Source organism: Rhizobium sp. AQ_MP (assembly GCF_014237835.1).
GTDB lineage: Bacteria > Pseudomonadota > Alphaproteobacteria > Rhizobiales > Rhizobiaceae > Allorhizobium.
This window is the reverse complement of the sequence record NZ_JACJVI010000005.1, coordinates 143,435-160,160: the sequence shown is the minus strand read 5'-3', so window position 1 is coordinate 160,160 and position 16,726 is coordinate 143,435. Positions and strand designations below refer to the sequence as shown.

The 16,726-nt window shown below is 61.2% G+C and carries 20 protein-coding genes; 12 read left to right on the top strand and 8 right to left on the bottom strand.

Going from position 1 to position 16,726, the window contains the following annotated elements:
• Positions 1 to 3 precede the first annotated feature (3 nt).
• The 5 genes from purS (at position 4) to H6M51_RS10420 (ending at position 2,314) form a co-directional block, all read left to right on the top strand.
• Complete coding sequence (gene purS / locus H6M51_RS10440; RefSeq protein WP_185809796.1) at positions 4 to 246, top strand: phosphoribosylformylglycinamidine synthase subunit PurS; 243 nt, start codon at positions 4 to 6, stop codon at positions 244 to 246.
• Positions 247 to 265: 19 nt separating this feature from the next.
• Positions 266 to 523 (top strand): hypothetical protein, encoded by a 258-nt coding sequence (locus tag H6M51_RS10435; RefSeq protein ID WP_185809795.1) that lies wholly within the window; start codon positions 266 to 268, stop codon positions 521 to 523.
• Positions 520 to 1,191, top strand: a complete 672-nt coding sequence (gene purQ / locus H6M51_RS10430) for a phosphoribosylformylglycinamidine synthase subunit PurQ (RefSeq protein WP_185809794.1) — start codon at positions 520 to 522, stop codon at positions 1,189 to 1,191. Before H6M51_RS10435 ends, purQ begins: the two co-directional genes overlap by 4 nt.
• A gap of 61 nt (positions 1,192 to 1,252) precedes the next feature.
• A complete protein-coding gene (locus H6M51_RS10425; RefSeq protein ID WP_185809793.1) occupies positions 1,253 to 1,639 on the top strand; it encodes a hypothetical protein in 387 nt (128 codons plus the stop codon).
• A 102-nt stretch (positions 1,640 to 1,741) separates the two neighbouring features.
• Entirely contained in the window at positions 1,742 to 2,314 is a 573-nt protein-coding gene (locus H6M51_RS10420) for an acyloxyacyl hydrolase (protein ID WP_185809792.1), read from the top strand.
• A gap of 126 nt (positions 2,315 to 2,440) precedes the next feature.
• Here H6M51_RS10420 and H6M51_RS10415 read toward each other — a convergent pair whose 3' ends face one another.
• A complete protein-coding gene (locus tag H6M51_RS10415) occupies positions 2,441 to 2,689 on the bottom strand; it encodes a DUF1127 domain-containing protein (protein WP_246780469.1) in 249 nt (82 codons plus the stop codon).
• 90 nt (positions 2,690 to 2,779) lie between these two features.
• Between H6M51_RS10415 and H6M51_RS10410 the strand changes: the two genes are divergently transcribed.
• The 3 genes from H6M51_RS10410 to H6M51_RS10400 all read left to right on the top strand — a co-directional run bounded on the left by H6M51_RS10410 (position 2,780) and on the right by H6M51_RS10400 (position 6,914).
• Entirely contained in the window at positions 2,780 to 4,195 is a 1,416-nt protein-coding gene (locus tag H6M51_RS10410) for a PLP-dependent aminotransferase family protein (protein ID WP_185809791.1), read from the top strand.
• Positions 4,196 to 4,343: 148 nt separating this feature from the next.
• A complete protein-coding gene (gene purL / locus H6M51_RS10405) occupies positions 4,344 to 6,566 on the top strand; it encodes a phosphoribosylformylglycinamidine synthase subunit PurL (RefSeq protein ID WP_185809790.1) in 2,223 nt (740 codons plus the stop codon).
• A 114-nt stretch (positions 6,567 to 6,680) separates the two neighbouring features.
• Positions 6,681 to 6,914 (top strand): BolA/IbaG family iron-sulfur metabolism protein, encoded by a 234-nt coding sequence (locus H6M51_RS10400; RefSeq protein WP_138286229.1) that lies wholly within the window; start codon positions 6,681 to 6,683, stop codon positions 6,912 to 6,914.
• Between the two features lie 60 nt (positions 6,915 to 6,974).
• Here H6M51_RS10400 and H6M51_RS10395 read toward each other — a convergent pair whose 3' ends face one another.
• A complete protein-coding gene (locus H6M51_RS10395) occupies positions 6,975 to 8,129 on the bottom strand; it encodes a hypothetical protein (RefSeq protein ID WP_185809943.1) in 1,155 nt (384 codons plus the stop codon).
• A 122-nt stretch (positions 8,130 to 8,251) separates the two neighbouring features.
• On the opposite strand from H6M51_RS10395, the gene H6M51_RS10390 reads away from it, so the two are divergent.
• The 3 genes from H6M51_RS10390 (at position 8,252) to H6M51_RS10380 (ending at position 10,257) form a co-directional block, all read left to right on the top strand.
• Positions 8,252 to 8,482, top strand: coding sequence for a hypothetical protein (locus H6M51_RS10390; RefSeq protein WP_185809789.1), 231 nt, complete (start codon positions 8,252 to 8,254; stop codon positions 8,480 to 8,482).
• 107 nt (positions 8,483 to 8,589) lie between these two features.
• A complete protein-coding gene (gene grxD / locus H6M51_RS10385; RefSeq protein WP_185809788.1) occupies positions 8,590 to 8,922 on the top strand; it encodes a Grx4 family monothiol glutaredoxin in 333 nt (110 codons plus the stop codon).
• Between the two features lie 129 nt (positions 8,923 to 9,051).
• Positions 9,052 to 10,257 (top strand): multidrug effflux MFS transporter, encoded by a 1,206-nt coding sequence (locus tag H6M51_RS10380; protein ID WP_185809942.1) that lies wholly within the window; start codon positions 9,052 to 9,054, stop codon positions 10,255 to 10,257.
• A gap of 53 nt (positions 10,258 to 10,310) precedes the next feature.
• On the opposite strand, the gene H6M51_RS10375 is transcribed toward H6M51_RS10380, so the two are convergent.
• Positions 10,311 to 11,138 (bottom strand): inositol monophosphatase family protein, encoded by an 828-nt coding sequence (locus tag H6M51_RS10375; RefSeq protein ID WP_185809787.1) that lies wholly within the window; start codon positions 11,136 to 11,138, stop codon positions 10,311 to 10,313.
• 175 nt (positions 11,139 to 11,313) lie between these two features.
• Between H6M51_RS10375 and H6M51_RS10370 the strand changes: the two genes are divergently transcribed.
• The gene (locus tag H6M51_RS10370; RefSeq protein ID WP_185809786.1) at positions 11,314 to 11,931 is read left to right on the top strand and encodes a thioesterase domain-containing protein; all 618 of its coding nucleotides are present in this window, start codon (positions 11,314 to 11,316) and stop codon (positions 11,929 to 11,931) included.
• 4 nt (positions 11,932 to 11,935) lie between these two features.
• Here the strand turns inward: H6M51_RS10370 and H6M51_RS10365 are convergent, their stop codons facing one another.
• The 5 genes from H6M51_RS10365 to rpsD all read right to left on the bottom strand — a co-directional run bounded on the left by H6M51_RS10365 (position 11,936) and on the right by rpsD (position 16,500).
• The gene (locus H6M51_RS10365; RefSeq protein WP_185809941.1) at positions 11,936 to 12,520 is read right to left on the bottom strand and encodes a protein-S-isoprenylcysteine O-methyltransferase; all 585 of its coding nucleotides are present in this window, start codon (positions 12,518 to 12,520) and stop codon (positions 11,936 to 11,938) included.
• On the bottom strand, positions 12,514 to 13,719 hold the full coding sequence (locus H6M51_RS10360) for an alpha/beta hydrolase (protein ID WP_185809785.1): 1,206 nt from the start codon (positions 13,717 to 13,719) through the stop codon (positions 12,514 to 12,516). Before H6M51_RS10360 ends, H6M51_RS10365 begins: the two co-directional genes overlap by 7 nt.
• Positions 13,720 to 13,896: 177 nt before the next feature.
• Complete coding sequence (ttcA, locus tag H6M51_RS10355; RefSeq protein ID WP_185809784.1) at positions 13,897 to 14,784, bottom strand: tRNA 2-thiocytidine(32) synthetase TtcA; 888 nt, start codon at positions 14,782 to 14,784, stop codon at positions 13,897 to 13,899.
• 58 nt (positions 14,785 to 14,842) lie between these two features.
• Entirely contained in the window at positions 14,843 to 15,769 is a 927-nt protein-coding gene (locus tag H6M51_RS10350; RefSeq protein ID WP_185809783.1) for a glutaminase, read from the bottom strand.
• 113 nt (positions 15,770 to 15,882) lie between these two features.
• Positions 15,883 to 16,500, bottom strand: coding sequence for a 30S ribosomal protein S4 (gene rpsD, locus H6M51_RS10345; RefSeq protein ID WP_185809782.1), 618 nt, complete (start codon positions 16,498 to 16,500; stop codon positions 15,883 to 15,885).
• Positions 16,501 to 16,726 lie beyond the last annotated feature (226 nt).

The window sequence follows — 16,726 nt, the reverse complement described above, 5'->3', positions numbered from 1 at the left end:
TCAGTGATCAAGGCACGCGTCACCGTCACCCTGAAGAACGGCGTTCTAGACCCTCAGGGCAAGGCCATCGAAGGCGCGCTCAGCGCACTCGGCTTCGACGGCGTCGGCCAGGTCCGCCAGGGCAAGGTCTTCGATCTTGAGCTTGCCGGCGACGACAAGGCCAAGGCGGAAGGCGACCTGAAGGCAATGTGCGAGAAGCTTCTCGCCAACACGGTCATCGAGAACTATACTATCTCCATCGCCTGAGGGTTGTAGGAGATGCGCGATGGCTGAAGTCACCAGCGAGTTGATGTTCGAGCTTTTGAAGCGGATTCACGCTGATGTTGCGGACATTAAGCTGGGACAGCGGGAATTGCGCGCCGAGATGAACGCGATGCGGGGAGCACTCGTCTCCGTGCATCAGGACATTCACAACATCCATACCACGCTGGCGCGTCACGAGACACGCCTGGATCGGATTGAAAATCGCCTGGAACTGCGCGAGTTTCAGGAAGCCCAGATAAGGTTTGAGCCACAGCCATGAAATCAGCCGTCGTCCAGCTCCCAGGCCTCAACCGTGACCGCGACATGATCGCGGCCCTCACCAAGATCTCCGGCCATGCGCCCGTCACGATCTGGCAGACCGAGACCGAGATCCCGGATGTCGATCTGATCGTCATCCCCGGCGGCTTCTCCTATGGCGACTACCTTCGCTGCGGCGCAATCGCTGCCCGAATGCCTGTGATGCAGGCGATCAAGGAAAAGGCTGAGAAGGGCGTCAAGGTCATCGGCGTATGCAATGGCTTCCAGATCCTCGTCGAAGCCGGCATGCTGCCGGGCGCGTTGATGCGCAACACTTCGCTCAAATTCGTCTGCAAGGAAATCAAGCTAGAAGTCGTCAACGCCGATACCGACTTCACCCGCGCCTACGCCAAGGGCCAGATCATCCGCTGCCCGGTCGCCCACCACGACGGCAACTATTTCGCCGATACCGAGACGCTGAAGGCGATCGAGGGAAATGGCCAGGTGGTCTTCCGTTATGCCGACGGCACCAATCCAAACGGCTCGATGAACGACATTGCCGGCGTCATCAACGCCAAGGGCAACGTGCTCGGCATGATGCCGCATCCGGAAAACCTCATTGAAGCCGCCCATGGCGGCAATGACGGCCGCGGCATCTTCGCTTCGGCGCTGGACGTCATCGCGGCCTGACGTAAGCTTCGCTTAACCACAGACCTTTAATGGAAGGCGGCCATCAGCCGAAAGATCGCCCATGCGTCGCCTCGCCATCTCCGCCATACTCCTTGCCGCAGCCGGGCTCACCGCCTGCAAACCCGAGGCTCCTCGGCCTCCGGCCGGTGGACAGTCGGCTCTCGACATCATGGAGAAGGTGGCCGTCGCTGCGAACAGCTGCTGGTTCAAATCCGCAGACCCCGCGTTCAAGACCTACCAGTTGTCGCCGGAACTCAGTTCCTTTTCCGGGCGCCCACGGATCCTCTTCGTTCGCAAGGGTTCACGCGACGACCGTCCCGTTCTCGTGGTCCAGGCAGAGGGAAAACCTCCGCGTCTCGATGCTTTCGGCCCTCTTCTGAACGAGGATCTCGCGCCACGCATTCGCCAGGACGTTGTTCGCTGGGCAAATGGCCAAAAGAGCTGCTGAAGGCAAGTATCCACAGCTTGTAGCATCCGTGCCATGGCACTTCCGCAAGACCGTGCTAGCCTAACTTAACATTCGGTTAAGGATGCTTGCAGGGGGGATGCAATGGCATTGGGTATCGAGCGTGTATTGTTTTCTGTTTTTGGACTAATGGCTGCGCTCGCCTTACCGCAAGCGATCAACAGCGCGTATGCCGGTGACTGGACCATTGATGAAGCAAGGTTTGGGGCAGCCGGATCTATACAGTCAGACAGCTCCTTTGAGCAGGGCTTCTTCCCAAATGTCGTGATTTTCCTTGATCCACTCAATAGTGACGAGGCAGTCGACTTGCGCGACAAGATGATGCGGCCCCGGATACATGCCGGTGCCATGATCAGCACGACAGATGAGGCAAGCTTTGCCTTTACCGGCATCAACTGGACGTTCGACGTCACGGAACGCCTATATCTCGACTTTGGCTTTGGCGGGGCGATCCACAACGGCAAACTGCATGATAACGGGCACCGCGGACCTTCGCTCGGCTGCGCAGCCCTTTTCCGCGAATATGCAGCGGTGGGGGTGCGTGTCACGGAGAAAGTCCATCTCCTGGCAACCGTCGATCACGCGTCGAATGCGGGCCTCTGTCGCGACAATGACGGAAGCAGCCATGCAGGTCTTGCAGTGGCCTATAAATTCTAGCTGATCACCACCGGCACGCAGCACAACTCCGCGACAAGCACAGGCATTGCGGATGCCCACTCGATGCGCTCCATGGTAGCAAGCAGTTTCTGCCAAAAACCGCGTCGCATTTTTGCAGCGAACGGGTCAGAGCGGGGGAAAGAGCGGCCGATCGATCCATAACAGACGCGACCGGCGGATCTCGCGCATTGCCTCCTCAGGTGTGATGCCGATGTCCTTGAGCTGGTCAGGTGTCAGGTCTGCAATCTGATTGCGCGTGCGCCGCAGCATGAAAACCCTCGTGATCCACCGTATCAGCCGCTGCTGGGTCCCCATCGGCGGGGCGGGCACCTGCGCATAGGTCGCAGACCGATACTCCTCAAGAATTGTAACCATTGTCATCATTCCCAATATCGCTCATCCGTTTTGAGCCTTATGAAGCTATGAATTGACACGCCAACGGTGACAATCTAAAGAATTGTCATCATGACAAATTGGCTTCCTTCACTCGAAAACGGAACTGGACCGCTTTACATCCGCATCGCGGACGAGGCGGAAAGCGCCATCAAATCTGGCACTCTGCCCCACGGCACCAAGCTGCCGCCACAGCGCGACCTCGCTTATGACGTCGGGGTAACAATTGGGACAATTTCGCGCGCCTATGCCCTGTTGCGGGAACGCGGGCTGGTCACGGGCGAAGTGGGCCGTGGCACCTATGTGCAGGGAAACAGCGATGGGCGCGTGCCGGCCCGCGATCCCGTGACGATCAATTATGGTGGCACTCGGGCTATGGTCCCGCCGCCCGGAAAACTGCGCTTTGACACCACGGCCGCGATCGACGTCGGCCAGGCGGAGACCGTGGGGCGGATCATGGCCGAGATTGCATCGGCATATCCGGGCGAGATTTCAAGCTACACCCGAACCCTTTCCTCCGATTGGCTGGAAGCAGGCCGCCAATGGCTATCCTCGGGCAACTGGAAGCCCGAGGCCGATCAGGTCCTGCCGCAGCTTGGCGTGCATGCCGGCATCAACGCCGTCGTCGCAGCTGTGAGCGGCGCCGGCGACCGCATCGTCTGCGAGCACCTCACCTATTCGCAGGTGTCGCGCAGCGCCAACCTGATGGGCCGCCAGATTGCGCTTGTTGATTCGGATCAGAACGGCATCCTGCCCGAAGATTTCGAGCGGGTCTGCGCCCGCGAGCACCCCAAGGCCGCCTTCATCATGTCCTCAGGGCAGAATCCGACGCTTGTGACCCTCCCGCTCTCCCGCCGCAAGGAGATCGTCGACATCGCCCGCAAATACAATGTCTGGCTGATCGAGGACTATCTCTATGGGGGCATGATCGACGACCGCATTCCGCTGCTCGCCGAACTCGCGCCGGATCGGACCTTTCTTCTCAACGGCCTGTCGAAGTCGGTCGCAGCCGGTGTGCGTGGCGGCTGGGTCGCTTGCCCGCCGCATATGAGCCAGCGGGTCCGCGTCACCCAGAAGATGGTGAGCGGCGGCCTGCCCTTCCTGCTCGCCGAACTCTCGGCGCGGCTTGTGCTTTCCGGTGCTGCCGGCGAAATCCGCAGCAAGGTCCTGACCGAGATTGGGGAGCGAGAAGCCTTGGTTCGCCAGCTCTTTGCCGGCAAGGAATTCCGCTCCCACCCGCGCCTCCCCTTCTTCTGGCTGAAGCTTCCCGAACCCTGGCTGTCCGGCACCTTCAAGCAGGCGGTACTGGATGCCGACGTGCTGATCGACGACGAGGACGAGTTTAAGCCGGCCCGCTCGGCGCGCGTCTATCACCATGTCCGTGTCGGCTTCAGCGAGGGCCGCGAACGCGCGATTTCGACCGAGGGCCTGAAGACCATTCGACGAATTCTCGACCAGTCACCGCTTGGCACCAGCGCTATCGTCTGACTGTTACGCGGAGGCACCGCGTCACATCCGGGAAAGCCGCGGGAAAGGCTTGATCGGCCGCATTTTTCAAGTGCGCCGGGCGCAGGCTTGGGTTATAGCCTGCCTCGAAACCGATCTCCCCCAGATCTCCCATTGTCCTGAGAGCCAGATGACCGTTTCCAACTCCCGTCCCATCACCGCAGAATTGATCGCAAGCCACGGCCTGAAGCCGGACGAATACGATCGCATCCTGAACCTGATCGGACGCGAGCCGACCTTCACCGAGCTTGGGATCTTCTCGGCGATGTGGAACGAGCACTGCTCCTACAAGTCTTCCAAGAAGTGGCTGAAGACGCTGCCGACCAAGGGCCCGCGCGTCATTCAGGGCCCGGGCGAAAATGCCGGTGTTGTCGACATCGATGACGGTGACGTCGTGGTCTTCAAGATGGAGAGCCACAACCATCCGTCCTACATCGAGCCCTATCAGGGCGCGGCAACCGGCGTTGGCGGCATACTGCGCGACGTCTTCACCATGGGCGCCCGTCCGGTCGCCGCCATGAACGCGCTGCGCTTCGGAGCTCCCGATCATCCGAAAACCAAGCATCTTGTGGCTGGCGTTGTTGCCGGTGTCGGCGGCTACGGCAATTCCTTCGGCGTCCCCACGGTCGGTGGTGAAGTCGAGTTCGACGCCCGCTACAACGGCAATATCCTCGTCAACGCCTTTGCAGCGGGCCTTGCGAAGTCTGACGGCATTTTCCTGTCCCAGGCTAAGGGCGTTGGTCTGCCCGTCGTCTATCTCGGCGCCAAGACCGGCCGTGACGGCGTCGGTGGTGCGACCATGGCATCGGCCGAATTCGACGAGTCGATCGAAGAAAAGCGCCCGACCGTGCAGGTCGGCGACCCCTTCACCGAAAAATGCCTGCTCGAAGCCTGCCTCGAGCTGATGAAGACCGGCGCCGTCATCGCCATCCAGGACATGGGCGCTGCCGGCCTCACCTGCTCGGCCGTTGAAATGGGCGCCAAGGGCGACCTCGGCATCGAGCTGCATCTCGACAAGGTGCCGGTGCGCGAAGAGCGCATGACGGCTTACGAAATGATGCTGTCGGAAAGCCAGGAGCGCATGCTCATGGTGCTCGAGCCCTCCAAGGAAGAGGTCGCCAAGGCGATCTTCGTCAAGTGGGGCCTCGACTTCGCCATCGTCGGTTACACCACCGACGACCTGCGCTTCCGCGTTATCCATCAGGGCGAGGAAGTCGCAAACCTGCCGATCAAGGAACTCGGCGACGAGGCTCCGGAATACGACCGTCCCTGGATCGAGCCGAAGGTCCCTGCCCCGCTCGCCGAGAACGACATCCCGGCCGGCGACGTCGCAGACGCTCTCATGAAGCTCGTCGGCTCCGCCAACAACTCTTCGCGCCGCTGGGTCTACGAACAGTATGACACCCTGATCCAGGGCAATTCGCTGCAGCTTCCGGGCGGCGATGCCGGCGTCATCCGCGTCGAAGGCCACGCCTCCAAGGCGCTCGCCTTTTCCTCCGACGTCACCCCGCGCTACGTCGAAGCCGACCCGTTTGAAGGCGGCAAGCAGGCGGTTGCCGAATGCTGGCGCAACATCACCGCGACCGGCGCGCTTCCGCTGGCAGCGACCGACAACCTGAACTTCGGCAATCCTGAGCGCCCCGAAATCATGGGCCAGTTCGTCTTTGCCATCAAAGGCATCGGCGAGGCCTGCAAGGCGCTCGACTTCCCGATCGTCTCGGGCAATGTCTCGCTCTATAACGAGACCAATGGCCAGGGCATCCTGCCGACCCCGACGATCGCAGGCGTCGGCCTGATGAAGGATTGGAAGAAGATGGCCCGCATCCGCTTTGCCGCTCAGGGCGAAGCGATCCTGCTGGCCGGCGCTCCCTCCGGCTGGGGCACGCATCTCGGCCAGTCCGTCTACCTGCGCGACATCCATGGCCGCACCGACGGTCCGGCCCCGCATGTCGATCTCGCGCATGAAAAGAAGGTCGGCGATTTCGTCCGCGGCCTGATCCAGGACGGTCTTGCAACTGCCGTACACGACTGCTCGTCGGGTGGCCTCGGCCTTGCTGTGGCGGAAATGGCAATGGCGTCCGGCATCGGCGCCCACATCAACGCCCTGAACGATGCGAACCCGATCGCCGTTTTCTATGGCGAAGACCAGGGCCGCTACGTGCTGACCGTCAAGGAAGCCGATGTCGACCAAGTGCAGGTCCGTGCCGAAGCCGCAGGCGTCTTCTGCCCGTGGATCGGCCGCACCGGCGGCTCGAACGTCGTGCTGGGTAATGCAAAGCCTGTTGCGGTCGAGGACCTGAAGAAGGCCCACGAGGCCTGGTTCCCGGCCCTCATGGATGGCGAGATCGCCTGACCCATTCGACCACATGCCTGTGGAGCATGGGGCAGGCGCCACCTACCCCATTGAAAGACTTCGGGGAATGCACGATAGTTTTCGCACTGCTGATTTGCATGAGGGATCCATTACATGCCGATGAAACCAGGCGACATCGAAGACATGATCAAGGCCGGCATTCCGGGGGCAAAGGTCGTCATCCGCGACCTCGCTGGTGACGGAGATCACTACGCCGCCGAGGTCGTCGCCGAAGCCTTCCGCGGCAAGAGCCGGGTGCAGCAGCACCAGATGGTCTATGAGGCTCTGAAGGGCAATATGGGCGGTGTGCTGCATGCCCTCGCCCTGCAGACCAGCGTTCCCGACTGACCGTCTCGGACCTCGACAAGCCAATGCCTCAAGCCTGCCGCGACAAGCGGCGGGCTTTTTTCATGTCACGGAAGGGAGTGCTGGCGGCGTGGCAGACTGAAGCTGCTCGAAGGACTTGACCGGCAGAGGTCCCGCGGTCATCAGCGTGAAATCAAAGCCGCTTGGCTGATCCGGACCCAGCACGTATTGCCGATGCATTCTGAGGAAATCGCGGCGGTTTTTCCGGTAGCGCTCAGCCGAAAGGGCATGCTTGAACCGGACAAAGACCAGTTTCGGCTGCGGCGCGTCGGGATGTCCCGACAGCGCGACCGTGTGGCACTTGTAGAGGTGGATCGGGTCCGTCAGGCACTGGATTTCGAACCAGTCGACGGCCGCATGACGGGCGAGCGTGCCGATCCGCTGCCTCAACACTACTGCGGAGGATAACAGGCTGCACTGCAGAGCCGCGCCACCGAGGGTGACGAAAACAATCCGGCGTCTCTGCAGCCGATCGGGGGCCTTTTCCAGAATGCGGCCGATCACCGAGATCGCAAAATTCGCCCCCATGCTGTGCGAGGTCACGAGGATTTCGTCAGCGGGCCTTTGCAGGGCGGCGATCGCCTGATCCGCCGATTGCTCAACCAGCAAGGCCACTTCGGGGCGGTTCTCCGCCACGGCGACCGCAAGTCGCCAATCCGCCAGAAGGTGCATGACATGGTAGCGATCCGAGAAAGGCAGCACGCCGTAGCGAAAGACGAAATAGCCGGCCGGCACGGTCAGGAGGAACCACCAGACATCGAGTTCAAAGGTAGACGGAACAGCCGCAATGTTGATGCCGAGCGCCAGGCCGGCAGCCAGGAACAGAAAGGGAAACAGGAAGAACAGCCCGAAACGCCATGCGTGGCGCAGATAGGCAAAGGCGCCCCCCTGGCGGACAACCTGGAAACCGGCTGCAAATCCACGGGCAAGCTGCACCCTGACCGGCTCCGCTCGCATCGCGGTGATCAACCGGTTGTGGTCGAAGACGTGAAGGCGCGACTGCACAGTCCAGCCCTTGCCTTCCGCCTCGATATCGAAATGCGCGCCCCCGTCATCGACAGCCAGTTCACCGACAGCGAACTTCGCCTTCCAGACGGCAGACGCCTGCGCCGCCGAACGCTGATAGCGCTGGCGATGGGCTTCGGCATCAAGCGGCTCGAAGCCCGGAAAATGCAGGACAATACGGCTTTGGATCATGAATTCGGTCACTCGGTCGACGGCATCCCGCCGCAGGTGGCGCTTGCTAGACGAGAATTGCGCTGATTTAAAGAGCAGTTGGAACAAAACCATCAGCAATCAGGCACGGGAGAGGGCGTGAAATGGCAGATCTGGTCGGCGACATCGTGAACAACGTCGTGAAAGGCGTCTTGAACGAAATCCTGAAGAAGACCACCCGCAGCGGCACGACCCGCCGGCGCAAACGCCAGACCCGCTCGGCAACCACCGGACGCTTCGTGCGCAAGACCAGGAAGCGCGTCAAGGCCCCTGCCCGCAAGCAGGTCAGCCGCCGCCGCACCGCTGCAAAGCGCAGCCGTCAGCGCAACCGCTAAAACAGGGTTTTGTCGCAAACTCGCCACTGGCAAAAGCCAAGCCGTATTGCTATTTCTACGGCAGATCGAAGCTGCCGCCTTGAACGGCATGTGAAAGGAAGAATGACATGAGCGCCCACGAATTCATCGACAACGAAGTCAAGACGAACGATGTCGTCCTGTTCATGAAGGGCAGCCCGCAGTTTCCCCAGTGCGGTTTCTCTGGCCAGGTGGTGCAGATCCTCGACTACCTCGGCGTCGACTACAAGGGCGTGAACGTGCTCGCCGACATGGAAATCCGCGAAGGCATCAAGCAGTATTCCAACTGGCCGACCATTCCGCAGCTCTATATCAAGGGTGAATTTATCGGTGGTTGCGACATCGTCCGCGAGATGTTCCAGGCGGGCGAACTCCAGAAGCATTTCGAAGACCAGGGCATCGCTGTCCGCGGCGCTGCCTGATCCCCGGGCCGCGAGGCCGCCAAATACTCCAGGCGATGAAGGCGTTGTCCCAAGCAACGCCTTCATGCCGTTCTAAGGTCATAATTCATGTCAGATTCATTACAGCCCAGCCCAAAGACACTGGGGGCCATGGGGCGTGCCGAATTCATCGCAATGATGGCATTCCTGATGGCGCTCAACGCGCTTGCCATCGACATCATGTTGCCGGGCCTCCAGGAAATCGGTGCGGCCCTCAATGTCGAGAATGAGAACCACCGTCAGTATGTCGTCTCGGCTTACCTGATCGGCTTCGGGCTCGCACAGCTCTTCTACGGCCCGATCGCCGACCGCTTCGGCCGGCGCCTGCCGATGATTGTCGGACTGGCGATCTATGTCGTCTCATCGCTCGCCGTCGTTTTCGTACCCTCCTTCGAATCGCTGCTGCTGCTGCGCTTCATTCAGGGCATCGGATCCGCCGCGACCCGCGTCATCACGGTCTCGATCGTGCGCGATGTCTTCGGCGGGCGCCAGATGGCCGAAGTCATGTCACTGATCATGATGGTCTTCATGGTCATTCCGGTCGTCGCCCCCGGGACCGGCCAGGTGATCATGCTTTTCGGTGACTGGCACTGGATCTTTGTCTTCATGGCGGCCACTGCCCTGATTGTCGGTGTGTGGATGTATGTCCGCCTGCCGGAGACATTGGCACCGGAGGACGTTCGGCCCTTTACCGTCAAGGTGATCCTTGATGGCTTCCGGATCGTCCTGACCAATCGTGTGGCGCTCTGCTACACGATCGCCAGCACCTTCATCTTCGGGGCCCTGTTCGGCTTCATCAACTCGGCCCAGCAGGTCTATGTCGGCATCTATGGCCTCGGCGTCTGGTTTCCGGTCGCCTTTGCTGCGGTCGCCCTGTTCATGGCGCTGTCGTCCTTCGTCAATGCGAAGCTGGTAGGCCGCTTCGGCATGCGCAAGCTCTCCCATGGCTCCTTGCTCGGCTTCATCGCCATCAACCTCGTCTGGCTGGCCGTCCAGATCATCGGACCGCAGCCGATGCCCTTCTTCCTGTTCATCACCTTCTTCTCGCTGGCGATGTTCCAGTTCGGCTGGATCGGCTCGAACTTCAACTCGCTGGCCATGGAGCCGCTCGGCCATGTTGCGGGTACGGCTTCCTCCGTGCTGGGCTTCATGGGCACGATCGGCGGCTCGATCATCGGTGCCGTGATCGGCCAGGCATTCAACGGCACGGCACTGCCCATGGTCACGGGCTTCTTCGTCGTCTCGATCATCGGCCTCGTCTTCGTCCTGATCGGAGAAAAGGGGCGGCTCTTCCACGCGCAGAACAAGCCGGTCTGATCTGAGAAACCATTTGAGAAACAGAAGGCCCGGCTGATCCGGGCCTTTGGTTGTCAGTCGACGGTGAAGATCCGCTCTCGCAATTCCTGCCAGGCATCTGCGTCGGAGGCGACGATCAGCCCGCCCGTCGTATGATGCGGCAGATAGGCCGAGCCGTCGAAGCGCGCGACATGCCCCCCCGCCTCCTGCATCATCAAGGCCCCCGCCAGGTGGTCCCAGGGCATCAGTTTGTTGTACATGGCAAAATCCATATGTCCCTGACCGAGCAGGCGATACTCGTGGGCCGCACAGCGATAGCTGGTGAACAGCCGGACTTCGGCGAGGTTGGAGAGCACCCTGCGGCGGGTCTCGATGTCGAAGAAGCCGGTATTGGCAATCCCGATCATCTGCTCAAGCGACCCACTGGGACGCACCTGCATCTGCTCCTGGCTACCGTCCGGTCGATGAAGCCAGGCACCCGATCCCTTTTCGACCAGCGCCCAGTCATTGCCGACAGGGTCGTAGATGACACCTGCGACCGTCTCCCCTTTCGAGACGACAGCGAGGATCATGCCGAACAGCGTGAGACCCGAAGCAAAATTGAAGGTACCATCGATCGGATCGACAACAACGGCGAGATCGGCATCCTTCAGCTTGTCGAGAAGGGCCGGCTCGGCGGCAACCGATTCCTCACCGACGAAGAGAGCATCCGGCATCAGCGCCTCGATCCCCTTGCGGATGACCCGCTCGGCCGCCTCATCTGCTTCGGTAACCAGATCGATCGCCTCGGTCTTCATCCTGACGTCGCCATCACCGAGATTGCGGAAACGCGGCAGGATCTCTTCGACGGCTGCCTCCTGCAAGAGATTGGCGAGGGCGGCGATGTCGATGGGGGTGGTCATGGGCAGAGAGCTCCTGTTGGCTTGACCGGAACATGCACTGGCGTGCCACCGGCAGCCCCTTCTAGCGTGCGCCAGGGGACAAAGTACAGGCTGAATGGGCTGCGGACCCGTTGTCAGCAGCCTTGAATCATGCATGAATTCGAAACAACAGTTTCCTTCAGGACCACTTCCAGACATGATCTCCAGGCGCGCTTTACTGACCCATGCATCCGTCATTCTGGCAGCATCCGCCCTGCCCGCCGCGGCAGCCAAACCGAAAAAGCCCAAGCTGCCCGCCGGTCAGGTCTATCTCTTCCGCGGATTTGCCGACATCTTCTCGACCGGGCTGAACACGCTGGGGCAAGAGTTAAAGTCCGAAGGCATCAATGCAGAGGTGCTGTCGCTGCCGAATGCCCAGGCCTTTGCCCGTAAGATCGCCGATCGCTACCGCGCCTCCAAGGATGCCCGTCCCATCGTGCTGGTCGGCCACTCGCTCGGCGCCGACATGACCTTTTCGGTGGCAAGCGCACTGCAGCCGATGAAGATACCGGTCGCGCTGATCCTGAGCTTCGACCCGACCGGCAAGGGTCCGGTCCCCGGCAACGTCAAGAAGACGCTGAATTTCTACACCGGGGGAGAAAACCTCTGGTCACCGGTCCTGCCGGCCCCCGGCTTCAAGGGCGAGTTGGCGAACATCAACCTGCGCCAGGGCGAGACCGCCATCAAGGGCATCGGTCATTTCAACATCGACAAGAATCCGAAGCTGCACGAGCGGTCGATGAAGGAAATCAAGCTGGCACTGAAGCGGCGCTGAGCTGTCAGAAGACGCCCGGGACCAGACGCTTGGTGCGGGCGCAATAGGCGTCATACTCGGCGCCGAAGGTTTCCCGCATCATCGCCTCCTCACGGGACTGCCGCACCGCATAGAGTGCCATCACTGCGAGGAGACCGGCGAGGCCGGCGATCCAGTTGGGGATCAAAAGCGCCTGTGTCACGCCCCAGAGCAGAAACGAGGCATACATCGGATGGCGGACATGGGCATAGACGCCTCCGGTCACCAGCTGATGGCCCTCCCGAACTTCGAGCGTCACAGACCAGTTCTTGCCGAGATCCTTGTGGCTGCGGCGGAAGAGCCAGAGAAAGGCAATCCCGGTCAGCGTGCCGAGGACGAGGGTAATCGCCCCCTGCCCGCGATCGGCAAAACCACCAAAGACGTCGAGCCGCCACAGCACCGGCATGACGACCAGCCCGACAGTGCACAAGATCAGAAGCGAGATATCGAGTGGCGTGCGCTTGTCGACCGCGGTCTTCTGCCGCCGCGCCCGGCGCATGGCCGGGTAACGCATGGCACACCAGGTCACCAGCATCAGGGCCCAGAGGATGAAGGAAACGCGGATCATGATACTGCCTCTGCCGTCTTGCCTGCCTCTGCCGCAAGCGGCAGCTTGTCGCCACTTACGGCATCGATCGGCCGCGTGCCACAACAGATCATGAAGAAATCATAGAAATAGCGCCGGCTGTTGGCCGAGATAAACTGATAGTGAACACGGAAGAAGTTCTTCTTCACACGCTTATAGGCGTCGCGTTCCAGCATGTCGCGAATGCGGACCTGGAACTGGCGCGGGAACTGGTCAGCCCGCTGATGCGTGAGGCCAGCGCGCGCATACGGGTCGCATTTGTAAAAATTGATGATGTCGGTGAGTGCCTGGAACTCCGTCCACCGGATGCCCGAATACCCGGCAAGCGCCTGCAACCGCTGTCGTGCGCGGCGGGCAGCCGGATGCAGCGCGACCTTCAGAGAGGTCGAGCCGACTGTGACAAGCTTGAAATCGACCGGACGCCCCTCGCCACGCAGCCTCTCTGCGAGCTGGTGAGCGACATCGAGGATCAATGCGCCGCCGGTGGAGTGACCGATCAGAAGGATTTCGTCATACGCTCTGGCGGAGGACCGCTCGGCGATCAGCGCGGCCCAGGCATCGATCCGCTGATCCATGCCCGGACGCCGACAATGCAGGTGCTCGCGGCTGAAGGACCAGAGATCCATCAGATGGAAGACGAAGTAGCGGCTGCCAATGAACCGGCCGATGCCATAGGCAAGAGCCAGGCCCGCGACCGCCGGCAGAAGCGGCCCGCCGGGAAGTCCGGCAGCGCTCACCAGACGATAGGCGACAGTGCCCAGCCAGGCAAAGAAGGCCAGCATCACGAACGGGTAGAGGAAGTAGAGCGCAAAACGCCAGTTGGTCGCAAAGAAGCGGAACATCGTGCCACTCCCGACATAGTCGAAGAAGGCGACGAGATAGGCCCCAAGTCGGACCAGGAAGGGGCGCGCGCCATCATGCTTCACGATATCATCGAAGCTCAGGAAGGTGATCTCCGACTGGCAGATGCCATCCGGCCCGCGATAGTCGGCAACCGCCATGGTGGCCACTGATTGTCCGGGATCGACCGGGGATCCGAGTGTCGCCTCGACGGACCAGCACTTGCGGAAACGGTCCATCTCGCGGCCGATCCGGCGGAAGAAGCCAGCGGCATCGTTGCGCTCGTAACCTCCGACGAGAAACACCGCACGCCTCGATACCGAAGGCTGAGCAACCTCAGACATTCCTACTCCCACGCAATTCCGTCAGGCGGCCATAACACCTAGAAGCAGCCCCCTGACCCGGGCGAATGTGCAAGAAGCATCCCGCACAGTCCAGCCTTGGAACTCGATCAGGCCCGAATACGGCAATTTTCCTGTGTCTTTAAAAGCAATCCTGCGACAACGGCATGAAAGCTGCCGTTATTCCGGCTTGGAGGCCGCCAACCCGGCAAAATCGAAGAGCTTGGGATCGAGCAGATGCGAGGGATCGACATGGGCAAGCGCCCGCAGCATCGCATCCTTGCGGCCCGGCATCTTCGCTTCGATCCCCGCGAGCATCTCCTTCATGGCATTGCGCTGCAGACCGTCCTGCGAACCGCAGAGGTCGCAGGGGATGATCGGGAACTCCATCGCCTGGGCAAAGCGCGCCATGTCTTCTTCCGCAACATAAGCCAGCGGACGGAGCACGAAGAGATCCTTCTCGTCGTTCAGAAGCTTTGCCGGCATGGCGGAGAGACGACCGCCATGGAAGAAGTTCATGAAGAAGGTTTCGAGGATATCCTCGCGGTGATGGCCGAGCACCAGCGCGTCGCAGCCCTCTTCGCGGGCGATCCGGTAGAGATTGCCGCGTCGGAGCCTCGAACAGAGCGAGCAATAGGTGCCACCGCTTGGCACCTTCTCCTTCACGATGGAATAGGTGTCGCGATACTCGATGCGGTGTTTCACACCGATCGAGGCCAGATAGTCGGGCAGGATATGCTTCGGGAAATTCGGCTGCCCCTGATCGAGATTGCAGGCGACCAGCTCCACCGGCAAGAGCCCACGCCATTGCAGGTCGAGGAGGATGGCCAGCAGGCCGTAGCTGTCCTTGCCGCCGGAAAGTCCCACCAGCCAGCGCTGCTGGCCTTTCAGCATGTCGAAATCGGCAATCGCCTGGCGCACCTGGCGGATCAGGCGCTTGCGAAGCTTGTTGAACGACACCGAACGCGTCGCCTTGGCAAACACCGGATGTACGGGCGACAGGTCGAGCGCATCCTCGCCTTCCAGCGCGGCGGCATCCTGGCTGTCGATCGTGTTGACGAGGTTCATCTTCGGCTCCGGCCTCAGCGGCAATTCGGCAATGCAATGCCTGCTCGGGACCTGAAGATCAAGTCCCGAACACCGACCAGCCCGTGCGGGCCGCCAGCATTTCCAGCGCGGCCGAGCCGAGCGCCGAATTTCCGACCTTGTTGAGACCCGGCGACCAGACGGCAATCGAGGCCTTGCCCGGGGCGACCGCAAGGATGCCGCCACCGACGCCGGACTTGCCCGGCAAGCCGACATGATAGGCGAAATCACCCGAGCCGTCATAATGGCCGCACATCAGCATCAGGGCATTGATGCGGCGCGCGCGCTTTGGCGAAACGACCGAAAAGCCGGTCAGCGGATTGGTGCCGCGATTGGCAAGAAACAGGCCGGCATGGGAGAGCTGCACGCAGGAAAGCGCCAGCGCGCATTGGTGGAAATAGACGCCGAGCGTGTGCTCGACCGGATGGTCGAGATTGCCGAAGCCGCGCATGAAATTGGCGAGCGCGAAGTTGCGATAGCCCGTGCGCTGCTCCGACTGCGCCACCTTCTCGTCGATCGACAGCGTCTCGTCATCGGCGAGATAGCGCATGAAACGCAGATATTCGCCGATCGCCTCGCGCGGCGCGTGGCCTGCCAGAACCATGTCGGTGACGACGATCGCACCGGCATTGATGAAGGGATTGCGCGGGATGCCGTGCTCGTGCTCGAGCTGGACGATGGAATTGAAGGAAGACCCGGACGGCTCGCGACCCACCCGCTTCCAGATCGATTCGCCGGCCTTGCCGAGCGCCAGCGTCAGCATGAAGACCTTGGAAATGCTCTGGATCGAAAAGGCCGTGTCCGCATGGCCGGCCTTGTAGGTCTTGCCGTCGACGGTGGTGATCGCAATGCCAAACTGCTTCGGATCGACGCGGGCGAGCTCCGGGATGTAGTCGGCGACCTTGCCCTCGCCGAGGCGCGGCTCAAGTGCCGTGACGATCTCGTCGGCGATCAGCTGCAGATCCATCTCGTTCCCCTTACCCGATCCGATGCGGCGCCATCATCATCGCTCGACGCTGCACTGCAAACAGAAAAAGCCGCCCCGAGGGGCGGCTTTCCACAAATCCGTCTCGCAAGCAATTACCGCGAGTAGAATTCGACGACCAGGTTCGGTTCCATGATGACCGGATACGGAACATCCGACAGGCCCGGAACGCGAGCGAAGGTGGCAACCATCTTGTTGTGGTCGACTTCGATGTAATCGGGAACGTCACGCTCGGCGAGCTGTACCGATTCCAGAACGGTCACGAGCTGCTTGGACTTCTGACGAACTTCGATGACGTCGCCGGCCTTGCAACGGTAGGAACCGATGTTGACGCGAACGCCGTTGACCGAAACGTGGCCGTGGTTGACGAACTGACGGGCAGCAAAGACGGTCGGTACGAACTTGGCGCGGTAGACGATGGCGTCCAGACGCGACTCAAGCAGGCCGATCAGGTTTTCGCCGGTGTCGCCCTTGCGGCGGTTGGCTTCTTCGAAGATCGCGCGGAACTGCTTCTCGCGGATGTCGCCGTAGTAGCCCTTCAGCTTTTGCTTGGCGCGCAGCTGCACGCCGAAGTCGGAAAGCTTGCCCTTGCGGCGCTGGCCGTGCTGGCCCGGGCCGTATTCGCGGCGGTTGACCGGGGACTTCGGACGGCCCCAGATGTTTTCGCCCATACGACGATCGATTTTGTACTTGGAAGATGCGCGCTTGCTCATCCGTATTTCCTTTCAACAGGTTACAGCGGTTTGTTGCCAAGCCGCCTTAAGGAAACACGCCCTCCTCTGAGCCTCCGTTTCCGAGGCTCCGACAGGATTCTCACGTCAGCGAACGGAGAAAACCACGGGACATGTCAAAACAAACACCGGGCGTTTCGGCCCGGCGTTGGGGGCGTCATTAGTGGCGTGGGAGAAAAATGTCAACAACGACACGCGTAAACGGTGA